Annotated in this window: 12 protein-coding genes; 6 read left to right on the top strand and 6 right to left on the bottom strand. The window is 66.5% G+C overall.

The features are described 5' to 3' along the window. Positions 1-9 precede the first annotated feature (9 nt). Both AC5Y47_RS17305 and AC5Y47_RS17300 read right to left on the bottom strand, forming a co-directional pair. Positions 10-1,548, bottom strand: coding sequence for a glycerol-3-phosphate dehydrogenase/oxidase (locus AC5Y47_RS17305; protein WP_499945388.1), 1,539 nt, complete (start codon positions 1,546-1,548; stop codon positions 10-12). Then, positions 1,548-2,120, bottom strand: coding sequence for a TetR/AcrR family transcriptional regulator (locus AC5Y47_RS17300; protein WP_499945387.1), 573 nt, complete (start codon positions 2,118-2,120; stop codon positions 1,548-1,550). The genes AC5Y47_RS17305 and AC5Y47_RS17300 overlap by 1 nt, the downstream gene beginning before the upstream one ends. 47 nt (positions 2,121-2,167) lie before the next feature. On the opposite strand from AC5Y47_RS17300, the gene AC5Y47_RS17295 reads away from it, so the two are divergent. Genes AC5Y47_RS17295 through AC5Y47_RS17285 form a run of 3 tightly spaced genes read left to right on the top strand, consistent with a single transcriptional unit; the run spans position 2,168 to position 5,221 of the window. Further along, on the top strand, positions 2,168-3,748 hold the full coding sequence (locus tag AC5Y47_RS17295) for an FAD-binding oxidoreductase (RefSeq protein ID WP_499945419.1): 1,581 nt from the start codon (positions 2,168-2,170) through the stop codon (positions 3,746-3,748). Further along, the gene (locus AC5Y47_RS17290; protein WP_499945386.1) at positions 3,745-4,689 is read left to right on the top strand and encodes a diacylglycerol kinase; all 945 of its coding nucleotides are present in this window, start codon (positions 3,745-3,747) and stop codon (positions 4,687-4,689) included. The genes AC5Y47_RS17295 and AC5Y47_RS17290 overlap by 4 nt, the downstream gene beginning before the upstream one ends. Positions 4,690-4,720: 31 nt before the next feature. After that, positions 4,721-5,221 carry an Rv2253 family sensor-like surface protein gene (locus tag AC5Y47_RS17285; protein ID WP_499945385.1) on the top strand — a complete coding sequence of 167 codons (501 nt, stop codon included), beginning with the start codon at positions 4,721-4,723 and terminating at the stop codon, positions 5,219-5,221. A gap of 72 nt (positions 5,222-5,293) precedes the next feature. Here AC5Y47_RS17285 and AC5Y47_RS17280 read toward each other — a convergent pair whose 3' ends face one another. From AC5Y47_RS17280 to AC5Y47_RS17270, 3 genes are all read right to left on the bottom strand, one after another. Next, on the bottom strand, positions 5,294-5,806 hold the full coding sequence (locus AC5Y47_RS17280) for a DUF3145 domain-containing protein (RefSeq protein ID WP_499945384.1): 513 nt from the start codon (positions 5,804-5,806) through the stop codon (positions 5,294-5,296). Positions 5,807-5,920: 114 nt separating this feature from the next. Next, positions 5,921-6,745, bottom strand: coding sequence for a serine hydrolase domain-containing protein (locus tag AC5Y47_RS17275; protein WP_499945383.1), 825 nt, complete (start codon positions 6,743-6,745; stop codon positions 5,921-5,923). Further along, a complete protein-coding gene (locus AC5Y47_RS17270; protein ID WP_499945381.1) occupies positions 6,742-7,806 on the bottom strand; it encodes a class I SAM-dependent methyltransferase in 1,065 nt (354 codons plus the stop codon). The genes AC5Y47_RS17275 and AC5Y47_RS17270 overlap by 4 nt, the downstream gene beginning before the upstream one ends. A gap of 77 nt (positions 7,807-7,883) precedes the next feature. On the opposite strand from AC5Y47_RS17270, the gene AC5Y47_RS17265 reads away from it, so the two are divergent. Continuing rightward, complete coding sequence (locus tag AC5Y47_RS17265) at positions 7,884-8,969, top strand: S-(hydroxymethyl)mycothiol dehydrogenase (RefSeq protein ID WP_499945380.1); 1,086 nt, start codon at positions 7,884-7,886, stop codon at positions 8,967-8,969. Beyond that, the gene (locus tag AC5Y47_RS17260; RefSeq protein ID WP_499945379.1) at positions 8,969-9,592 is read left to right on the top strand and encodes an MBL fold metallo-hydrolase; all 624 of its coding nucleotides are present in this window, start codon (positions 8,969-8,971) and stop codon (positions 9,590-9,592) included. The genes AC5Y47_RS17265 and AC5Y47_RS17260 overlap by 1 nt, the downstream gene beginning before the upstream one ends. Before the next feature lie 112 nt (positions 9,593-9,704). Here AC5Y47_RS17260 and AC5Y47_RS17255 read toward each other — a convergent pair whose 3' ends face one another. Then, positions 9,705-10,418 (bottom strand): SHOCT domain-containing protein, encoded by a 714-nt coding sequence (locus AC5Y47_RS17255; RefSeq protein WP_499945378.1) that lies wholly within the window; start codon positions 10,416-10,418, stop codon positions 9,705-9,707. 114 nt (positions 10,419-10,532) lie between these two features. Between AC5Y47_RS17255 and AC5Y47_RS17250 the strand changes: the two genes are divergently transcribed. Further along, positions 10,533-11,486: an SDR family oxidoreductase gene (locus tag AC5Y47_RS17250; protein WP_499945376.1), complete on the top strand. Its 954-nt coding sequence runs from the start codon at positions 10,533-10,535 to the stop codon at positions 11,484-11,486.

Here is an 11,486-nt window from a genome sequence, read left to right as displayed (position 1 = left end):
CGAACCGGATCACCCCACGCCCGCCAGGAACTCCGAGGCCACTGCAACCACTTGAAGGCGGTCACGCTGCACCAGACCGATGCGGGTCCGGCGATCCAGGATGTCGTCGACACTCAGGGCACCCTCGTGGGTCACTGCGTACTCGAACTCCGCCCGGGTGACGTCGATACCGTCGGCGACCGGTTCCGTCGGCCGCTCGCAGGACGCGTTGGCGACGACGGCGGACGCCTCGGATCCGTAGCGTGCCACCAGCGACTCCGGCAGCCCAGCACGCGGCGCCGACGTCGAACCCGGGTTGCCCGGCGCCCCGATCAACGGAAGGTTGCGGGTGCGGCACTCAGCGGCGCGCAACTGGCGTACTGCGACGGCGCGGTTCAGCACATCCTCGGCCATGTAGCGGTATTCGGTCAGTTTGCCGCCCACCACGCTGATGACTCCGGTCGGAGACTCGAAAACAGCGTGATCACGCGAAACGTCGGCGGTCTTGCCCCCGCCGGCATCGATGAGCGGCCGCAATCCGGCGTAGGCGCCGATCACATCCGACGGCCCGACCTTGGTCCCCAACGCGGTGTTCACCGTGTCCAACAGGAACGAGATTTCTTGCGAAGTGGGTTCTGGCACATCGGGAATCGGTCCCGGCGCGTCTTCGTCGGTCAACCCGAGGTAGATTCGGCCGAGCTGTTCGGGCATGGCGAACACAAAGCGGTTGAGCTCGCCTGGAATCGGAATCGTCAGGGCCGCAACAGGATTACCGAATGCGCTGGCGTCGAATACCAAATGTGTTCCCCGGCTTGGCCGTAACTTCAGCGCCGGATCGATGTCACCGGCCCACACCCCGGCGGCATTGATGACCGCGCCGGCCGACACGTCGAACGACTCACCGGTGCGCAGGTCGGTCAACCGCACCGAGGTGGCGGTGGCGTCGGAGGCCGCGACATAGGTGAGGATGCGGGCGCCGTGCTGGGCGGCGGTGCGGGCCACGGCGGTGACCAGTCGGGCGTCGTCGATCAACTGCCCGTCGTAGTTGAGGAATCCGCCCGCCAGTCCGTCCGGCGAAACCGTCGGGGCCATCTCCATGACGCGACGTGCCGAGATCCGGCGCGATCGGGGCAGTGTCGACGACGACGTGCCCGCCAGCACCCGTAACGCATCCCCGGCGAGAAAGCCGGCGCGCACCAGTGCGCGCTTCCCGTGATTCATCGACGGCAACAGCGGCACGAGTTGCGGCATCGCGTGCACCAGATGAGGAGCGTTGCGCGACATGAGGATTCCGCGTTCGACGGCACTGCGCCGGGCGATGCCCACGTTACCGCTCGCCAGGTAGCGCAGGCCCCCGTGCACCAGCTTCGAACTCCACCGGCTGGTGCCGAAGGCCAGATCGTGCTTCTCCACCAGCGCCGTCCGCAACCCGCGCGACGCAGCATCCAGCGCGATGCCGACGCCCGTGATACCGCCGCCGATCACTACGACGTCCAACGGCTCCCCGTCGGCCAGAGCCTCGAGGTCTGCGGTGCGGCGCGCGGCGTTCAGAGCGGTCGAGACAGCCATCAGGACAGGTATCCGTTCAGTGTGTAGGTGAGTTGAGTCGCGAGCGCTTCGTCGTCCAGGATCGGTTTGACGATGTCGGCGGATTGGATGGTGGACTGGGCAATCAACAGGATCATCGTCGCCAGCTGACGTGGATCGCCGGCCCGCACCGTGCCGGACCGTTGCGCCATCTCCAACCGCGACGCCAGTCCCTCGATCAGAAACAGCTGGCTGGTGCCCAACCGCTCGGTGATGTAGACGCGGGCCAGCTCGGAGTGCATCACCGACATGATCACGTCGTCACGCCGCAACCGGTCGGCCACCGACACCACCTGTCTGACCACGGCCTCGCGATCATTGCCGTCAAATGGCACCTCCCGCATCACGTTTCGGATGTGGTTGGTCAGCATTGTCGACATGATCGACTGTGTGTCGGGCCAGCGCCGGTAGACCGTCGGGCGGCTTACACCGGCACGACGGGCGATCTCGGCGAGCGTCACCCGATCGGCACCGTAATCCACCACGCAGCTCGCTGCCGCCGCCAGGATGCGATCCCCGGCATCCACATTCGCATCGTTACTGATTGACAGCATGTGTAATACTGTAACGCATGACGCACACCGAGGAATACCTTCCGCCGATGAAATGGAACGCGTGGGGAGATCCCGCTGCGGCCAAACCACTCTCCGACGGAATCCGTTCCCTGCTCAAACAAGTTGTGGGGCTCGAAGAATCCGACGAGGCCGAGCTCAGTCTCGACGAGGTGAAGGTGCGTCCCTCGAGTCTGTCGAAACAGGATCACGACGGGCTGGCCAAGATCGTCGGCGCCCAGTACTTCCGCACCGCCGACCGCGACCGGGTGCTGCGTGCCGGGGGCAAGTCCACTCCGGACATGCTGCGCCGCAAGGACCGCGGCGTCCAAGATGCGCCGGACGCGGTGCTACTGCCCGGCGATGACGAGACGTTGCTCGAAATATTGCGCTACTGCTCCGACCACGGCATCGCGGTCGTCCCGTTCGGCGGGGGCACCAATGTCACCGGCGGCCTGGATCCCACCCGCGGCCAGTTCAAGGCGGTGATCTCGTTGGATCTGCGCCGCTTCGACGAGTTGCATTCCCTCGACGAGATATCGGGGATCGCCGAACTGGGCGCCGGCGTCACCGGCCCGGAAGCCGAACGCCTGCTGGGCGAACACGGGTTCTCGTTGGGTCATTTCCCGCAGAGTTTCGAGTACGCCACCATCGGCGGCTTCGCCGCGACCCGGTCCTCGGGCCAGGATTCGGCGGGTTACGGCCGATTCAACGAGATGATCCTCGGCCTTCGCATGGTCACCCCGGTGGGGATCTGGGATCTGGGCCGGGTGGCCGCTTCGGCGGCGGGGCCGGACCTGCGGCAGGTCGCGATCGGCTCCGAAGGCACCCTGGGCGTCATCACCAAAGTCCGCCTCCGGGTGCACCGGGTCCCCGAGACCACCCGTTACGAGGCGTGGTCCTTCCCCGACTTCGCCACCGGTGTCGAAGCCTTGCGCGCCATCACCCAGACCGGCACCGGATCGACCATCGTGCGGCTTTCCGACGAAGCCGAGACGGGAATCAGCCTGGCCACCCACGAGACGATCGGCGAGAAGCAAGACACCGGCGGCTGCCTGGGCCTGACCCTGTTCGAGGGAACCCCGGAGCACACCGAAAGCCGGCACGCCGAGACCCGCGCCGTGCTGGAAGCTCACGGCGGCAAGTCACTTGGCGAAGAACCCGCCAAGACCTGGGAACACGGCCGGTTCAGCGCGCCCTACCTGCGCGACTCGCTGCTGGCCGCCGGTGCGCTCTGTGAGACTCTGGAGACCGCCACCGACTGGTCCAACATCCCGGCGCTCAAAGCCGCTGTCACCGAAGCACTTACGACGTCGCTGGGTGAGTCGGGTACCCCGGCGTTGGTGATGTGTCACGTGTCGCACGTCTACCCGACCGGCGCTTCGCTGTACTTCACCGTCGTCGCCGGACAGCGCGGAAACCCGCTCGAGCAGTGGTGGGCCGCGAAGAAGGCCGCGTGCGACGCGATCATGGCCACCGGCGGAACCATCACCCATCACCACGCTGTCGGCGCCGACCACCGGGCCTGGATGCGCGACGAGGTGGGCGATCTGGGCGTCGAAGTGTTGCGCGCAGTGAAAGCGACGCTCGACCCCGGCGGAATCCTCAACCCCGGCAAGCTGATTCCGTGACGCGACAGCAGCCGGCAACCGGACAGCTGGGTCGGCGCGAGATCGCGAAAGTCACCGCCCTGACCAATCCGTTGTCAGGGCACGGCGCTGCGGTCGAGGCATCGCAGCGGGCCGTCGCCCGGCTTCACCAGCGCGGTGTGGACGTCATCGAGATCGTCGGCGAGAACGCCGAGGGCGCCCGATATCTGCTCGGCGCCGCCGTCGAAAAGGGCACCGACGCAGTCATGGTCACCGGTGGCGACGGCGTCATCACCAACGCGCTGCAGGTGCTGGCGGGTACCGACGTGCCGTTGGGGATCATCCCGGCCGGCACCGGCAACGACCACGCGCGCGAATTCGGTATTCCCACAAAGGATCCCGAAGCCGCCGCGGATGTCGTTGTGGACGGGTGGGCGGAAACCATCGACCTGGGCCGCATCAAGGACACCGACGGTGTCGAAAAATGGTTCGGCACCGTGGCGGCAACCGGATTCGACTCGCTGGTCACCGACCGGGCCAACCGGATGAGGTGGCCTCATGGCCGGCTCCGGTATTACCTCGCGATGTTCGCCGAGCTTTCTCAGCTGCGCATGTTGCCGTTCCGGCTGGTGCTCGACGGAAAGCAGGAAATCGAAACAGATCTGACGATGACGGCTTTCGGCAACACTCGCAGCTACGGCGGCGGGATGCTGATCTGCCCCAACGCCGATCGCACCGACGGATTGCTCGACCTGACCATGGTCAAGTCGGAATCGCGGATGGAATTGGTCCGCTTCTTCCCTACCGCACTCAAGGGAACGCACGTGGAGCTCGATGCGGTGACCACCGCGCGAGCCAAGACGGTCGCAGTCGAATGTCCCGGCATCAACGTGTACGCCGACGGCGACTTCGCCTGCCCGTTGCCCGCCGAGATCTCCGCCGTGCCGGCGGCATTGCAGGTGTTGCGCCCCAAAAAGGTGTAACGAAAGGGTCGCTGGCCGCGACATTTCGGGCATGCCGGGTTTCCGCAGCCCCGCCTTGGTTGGGTCCGCCGCTCTCGTTGCTCTGCTGTGCCAGGTGCCGACGGCCTATGCGAGTGAAGTCGCGTCCTGGAACGGCGAGTACCTCGTCACGCTGTCGGCCAACGCAAAGAGCGGCACCAGCGTGGCGGCCAGTCAGAACGAATTCGCGCACCGCAGCAATGTCACCATCAGTTCGACCTGCGCGGCGGGTGTCTGCGTCGCCACCGTGACGAACCCGTCGCCACCCAAAAACGAATCCATGCCGCCGACAATCGAATTCACCTGGAACGGTGCGCAGTGGGTGCGGGAGATGACGTGGCAGTGGGACTGCCTGCTGCCCGACGGCACCGTCGAGTACGCGCCCGCGAAATCGATAACCGTCTACACGCCGGGGCAGTACGGGATTCTCACCGGCGTCTTCCACACCGACATCGCCAGTGGGACATGCAAAGGCAACGTCGACATTCCCGTCTCCGCGAAACCGGTCACCTAACCCGCCGAGCAGACGCAAAAGCCCCTCAATTCGGCACGAATTGGGGGCTTTTGCGTCTGCTCGCGGGGGGAACTAACCCACGCCCCGGCTGAGCCAGGTCACCTCGCCGGTGTCACCACCGTCGCGGTAGGGCTCGAGTGCGTCGTCCCACGCGGTACCCAGCACCGAATCCATCTCGGCGGCCAGGGTGTCGGCGCCTTGCGCCATCAGCATGCGCAGCCGATTCTCCCCCACCATGATGTCGCCGTTCGCGCTCATCGCCCCACTCCACAACCCGAGCTGCGGGGTGTGGCTGAACCGGTGGCCGTCGACACCGGGACTCGGGTCCTCGGTGACCTCGAACCGCAAGACCGACCAGGAGCGCAACGCGTTCGCCAACCGGGCACCGGTCCCGACCGGCCCCACCCAGTTGGTGACCGCGCGCAACTGTCCGGGCATGGCCGGTTGCGGAGTCCACACCAAGTTCGCCTTGGCCTGCAGGGTCGACGACAACGCCCACTCCACATGCGGGCACACCGCCGCTGGGGAGGCGTGCACGTACACCACACCGGCCGTCACGTCGGCAAACTGATTCGACGCACGCATCTCTTGCTCCTTCGGTTCCACGAGGGACGTCTTCCCCAACGACCTGGTGAACCCGAGCAAGCAATTTTTCGTGTGTCGTGCGTGTCTATTGTGCCCTGTGATGCCTGTGTTGCGCTAGTGTGCATTTTCCTGCTGCAGCACCGCATCGGCGAGCGCGGGCCACGGCTCCAAAGCCCAGTCGCCGAAATCGCGGTCGGTGAGCACCACCAGCGCCAGGTCCGCGTCCGGGTCCACCCAGATGAATCCACCCGACTGCCCGAAATGGCCGTAGGTGCGTGCCGAGTTGCGCGAACCGGTCCAGTGCGGCGACTTGGAGTCCCGGATCTCGAAGCCCAGCCCCCAATCGTTGGGCCGTTGGGCGCCGTACCCCGGCAACACCCCGTTCAGACCCGGGAACTGCACGCTGGTCGCGTCGCCGTGCATCTGCTCGGACACCAACGCCGGACGCAGCAGGTCGCCGGCGAACAGCGCCAGGTCGTCGACCGTCGAGGTCGCCCCGAACCCCGCCTCGGCCGCGCCGCCATCCAGCCGGGTCGATGTCATGCCCAGCGGCTCGCACACCGCCTCGACCAGGTAATCGGCGAAGCCGATCTCGGACTCCCGCTCGATCGTCTCGGCCAGCACGGCGAAGCCGTGATTGGAATAGATGCGCCGGGCGCCCGGCTTGGCCAGCACGTCACCGGAGAGCATCACCAGTCCCGACGCATGCGCCAGCAGGTGCCGGATGGTGGATCCCGGCGGGCCTGCCGGAGTGTCGAGGTCGACCACCCCTTCTTCGACGGCGATCTGCGCGGCACGCGCGACGACCGGTTTGGTGACGGACGCCAGCGCGAACTCGCGGGCGGTGTCGCCGTGGGTGGCCAGCACGCCATCCGGGCCGACGACGGCGGCGGCGGCGTTGGAGACGGGCCAGTCGCCGAGCGCTTCGAGAGCGGTCATTTGTGCGCGATGTAGTAGTTGTTGAGCGGGTCCCCGTCGATCTCGGCCACAGTGACGTCGGCGAACCCCGCGTCCTGCAGCATCGAAACCGCCAGCTGCGTTCCCCACGCGGTGCCCAGCCCGGCGCCGTCCAGAGCCAGCGACACCGTCATGCAATGCATCAGGGATGTCGTGTAGAGGTAGACGCTCATCGGCCGGCCGATGTTCTCCTCGAGCCGGCTCGACGCCTTGATGTCGGCCATCAGCAGGACGCCGCCCGGCCGCAGCGCCCGGTGGATGTTCTCCAGCACCCGCGCCGGCTGCGCCTGGTCGTGGATGGCGTCGAAGACGGTGATCAGGTCGAACAAGGCAGAGTCATCCAGCTGCGCCAGATTGCGACTTTCGAACGCGGCGTTGGTCAGACCCAGCCGGGCCGCTTCGTCCTTGCCGACGGTGATAGCTTCGTCCGAGAAATCGATGCCGGTGAAGCGGCTCGCCGGGAACGCCTGCGCCATCACGTTGATCGCATGTCCGCTGCCGCAACCGAAGTCGGCGACGTCGATCCCGTCGCGCAACCGCTCGACGAGACCGTCGACCAGGGGCAGCACCACGTCGACCAGAGTGGCGTCGAATACGGCTCCGCTCTCCTCGGCCATCAGCTTGTGGAAGCGCGGGAACTCGCTGTAGGGCACGCCGCCGCCGTCCCGGAAGCAGCCGATGATCTGCTGCTCGACGTTGCTCAGCAGCGGCAGGAATTGCGCCACTCCGGCCAGATTGTTCGGCCCCGCCGCGCGCGTCAGTGCTTGGGCCCGGTGGTCGGGCAGCGAGTAGGTGGAAGTCGCGGGGTCGTAGTCGACGACGTGCCCAGTGGTCATGCCGCCCAACCATTCCCGGACATAGCGCTCGTCGAGTCCGGCTGCCTCGGCGATTTGCGCGCTGGTGGCGGCCGGCCGGCCGGCCATGGTGTCGAACAGGCCGGTCTGATGTCCGATGCTCAACAACAACGCGAGGCTGGCGCTGTAGATGGCGGCGACTATTCGCTCACTGAACGCCTCGCCGGTTTCGGTTTGAGAGACCGTCACGCGGGCGACGCTACACCGTGACGACCGACTAGACGGGCGGCCGCGCGATGTATGGCGACCAACAGTAGGTTGAACCCATGAGTCAGACAGTGCGAGGCGTGATTTCACGAGCCAAAGGCCAGCCCGTCGAGTTGGTCGACATCGTCATCCCCGACCCGGGACCCGGTGAAGTCGTCGTCGACATCACCGCCTGCGGCGTCTGCCATACCGACCTGACCTATCGCGAGGGCGGCATCAACGACGAATACCCGTTCCTGCTCGGACACGAGGCCGCGGGCACGGTCGAGGCGGTCGGCCCGGGCGTGACGGCCGTCGAGCCGGGTGACTTCGTCGTGCTGAACTGGCGCGCGGTCTGCGGACAGTGCCGGGCCTGCAAGCGCGGCCGGCCTCATCTGTGCTTCGACACCTTCAACGCCGAGCAGAAGATGACACTGACCGACGGCACCGAACTGACGCCCGCGCTGGGCATCGGAGCCTTCGCCGACAAGACGCTCGTCGCCGCCGGCCAATGCACGAAGGTCAAGCCCGAGGCCGATCCCGCCGTCGCCGGGTTGCTGGGCTGCGGAGTGATGGCCGGCATCGGCGCGGCCATCAACACCGGGGCCGTCATCCGCGATGACACCGTCGCGGTGATCGGCTGCGGCGGTGTCGGTGACGCCGCGATCGCCGGAGCCGCGCTCGTCGGGGCCCGCACGATCATCGCCGTCGACACCGACAACACGAAGTTGGACTGGGCCCGCAAGTTCGGCGCCACCCACACCGTCAACGCGCGCGAACTCGATGTCGTCGAGACCATCCAGGACCTGACCGACGGCTTCGGCGCCAACGTGGTGATCGACGCCGTCGGCCGACCCGAGACGTGGAAGCAGGCGTTCTACGCCCGCGACCTCGGCGGAACCGTGGTGCTGGTGGGCGTCCCGACACCCGACATGCGCCTGGACATGCCGCTGGTCGACTTCTTCTCCCGCGGCGGCTCGCTGAAGTCGTCGTGGTACGGCGACTGCCTGCCCGAGCGCGACTTCCCCACCCTGATCGACCTGTACCTGCAGGGCCGGTTGCCGTTGGAGGAGTTTGTCTCCGAGCGGATCGGGTTAGACGACATCGAGGAGGCTTTCCACAAGATGCACGACGGCAAGGTATTGCGCTCGGTGGTGATGCTGTAATGGTGGCGATCGATCGCGTGGTGACGCACGGCACCTTCGAACTCGACGGCGGCAGTTGGGAAGTCGACAACAACATCTGGCTGGTCGGCGACAACTCCAACGTCATCGTGTTCGACGCCGCTCACGACGCCGAGCCGATTATCGAAGCGGTCGGTGGTCGTCATGTGATTGCGGTGGTGTGCACGCACGGGCACAACGACCACGTGACCGTGGCACCCGAACTCGGCCGAGCGCTCGACGCGCCGGTGTTGCTTCATCCCGCCGACGAGGTGTTGTGGCGAATGACGCACCCGGACAGCGACTTTCGCGCCATTGCCGACGACGAGACAGTGAAGATCGCGGGGACTGAACTGCGCGCCCTGCACACGCCCGGCCACTCCCCCGGCTCGGTGTGCTGGTACGCCCACGATCTCGGCGTCGTGTTCAGCGGCGACACCTTGTTCTCCGGCGGCCCCGGCGCCACCGGGCGCTCCTACTCGAGTTTCCCGACCATCCTGCAGTCGATCTCGGAGCAACTCGGCAAACTGCCCGGCGACACCGTCGTGCACACCGGCCACGGTGACGACACGACGATCGGCGACGAGATCGTCAACTACGAGCAGTGGGTCAAGCGCGGACACTGAGCAGCCTCCAGCGCGACCGTCTGCCGAGGGCCCTCTGCCTTTGGCGAGCGCGCGCAAAATGCCAGTCGTAGCGGCGTGTCGGCGTACATCTGCGGACCCTCGCGCGGGAGGCCTAGAACCCGTCCAGAATGCGCCGCTTCTCGGCCTGGAACTCGTCCTCGGTCAGCGCACCCGAATCCCGCAACGCGGCAAGTGTCTTGAGCCGTTCGACTCGCACCCCCTCCCCAGAGGGCTCGTACGGCTGGAGCGCCGGAACAGAAAGAAACGGTTGACTCACCGGCAGCACCCGCCGACTCCGGCTCAGCCAGGCGATGGACACCGCCAGGTCGATCAGCCCGATCACGAAAATCGCGACGAACACCCACACCAGATACCCGTATGAACTCTGATGCCCGAAGGCCAGACGCGGGTTGATGTATCCGCCGACCTTACCGTCAGTCACCACCTGATAGGTGCCCTCCGCGGGCACCCGCACGTTCCACACCCGCACGTGTGCATCGTTGTTGATTGTTGTTGTGCTGCCGATACTTTCGGTTACTTGCGGCTGCGCCACGCCCTCGGGCGGCCGGATGGTAATGCCTAGCGGCGGTACCGGTAGGCCGCCTCCCCTTCCACCACCGGCTACCAGGGCGTGCAGGCTGACGGTCACGTCGCCGGCCGGCAGCTGCACGCTGCCGCCGCCGGGGACGGGCACCTCACCGTAGGCGTCGAAATCGTCGAGGACGAACGCGTTGAGCACCAGGGTGGTGACAAACCCGACCACCGACACCACCAACATCACGATGGCCATCACCAGCGTGATCTTGGCGACCCGTCTGCTGTTCATCCACGCAGTGTGTCACCGCGACAAGGCAACAGAAAGCAGGGTCCCGCGCGCGAACCCGACCCAGGAGGGGACACTGGTTGCACGCCCGATCCGACAACGAAAAGGAGCCCTCCGATGGCCAGCGATCTCGTCGCCTCGGTGCCCGATCTGTCCGGCAAGTTGGCGGTAGTCACCGGAGCCAACAGCGGCCTGGGGTTCGGCCTGGCCAAGCGGTTGTCGGCGGCCGGGGCCGACGTGGTGATGGCCATCCGCAACCAAGCCAAGGGTGAGGCCGCCATCGAGGAGATCCGCAGCGTGGTACCCGATGCCAAGCTGACCATCAAATCGCTCGACCTGTCGTCACTGTCCTCGGTCGCGGCCCTGGGCGAGCACCTGACCGCACTGGGCCGACCCATCGACATCCTGATCAACAACGCCGGCGTCATGACCCCACCGGAACGCGACACCACCTCGGACGGCTTCGAATTGCAGTTCGGCAGTAACCATCTGGGCCACTTCGCGCTCACCGGCCATCTGTTGCCGCTGTTGCGTGCCGCCGCCAACGCTCGGGTGGTGTCGCTGAGCAGTCTCGCCGCACGCCGGGGCCGCATCCACTTCGACGATCTGCAGTTCGAAAAGTCATACGCTCCGATGACTGCCTACGGTCAGTCCAAGCTGGCGGTCCTGATGTTCGCCCGGGAACTCGACAAGCGCAGTCGCGCCGGCGGGTGGGGCATCGTCTCCAACGCCGCGCACCCGGGATTGACCAAGACGAACCTGCAGATCAGCGGTCCCTCACGCGGTCGCGAGAAGCCTTCGCTGATGCAGCGCCTGTACACGACGTCCTGGCGCTATGCGCCGTTTATGTGGCAGGAGATCGACGAAGGGATCCTGCCGGCCCTTTACGCCGCCGCCACCCCGGCGGCCGAGGGCGGCGTGTTCTACGGGCCGCGCGGTGTGTACGAGGCGGCCGGCGGCGGTGTGACCGAGGCCAAGATCCCCGCTCGCGCCGCCGATGACGCTGACTGTCAACGACTTTGGGACATCTCCGAACGGCTCACCGGGGTGAGCTACCCGACGCAAGGCTGA

It is taken from the genome of Mycobacterium sp. NGS22 (assembly GCF_059813095.1).
Note: the sequence above shows the minus strand (reverse complement) of the source record. Positions and strands in the feature narration are given on the sequence as shown.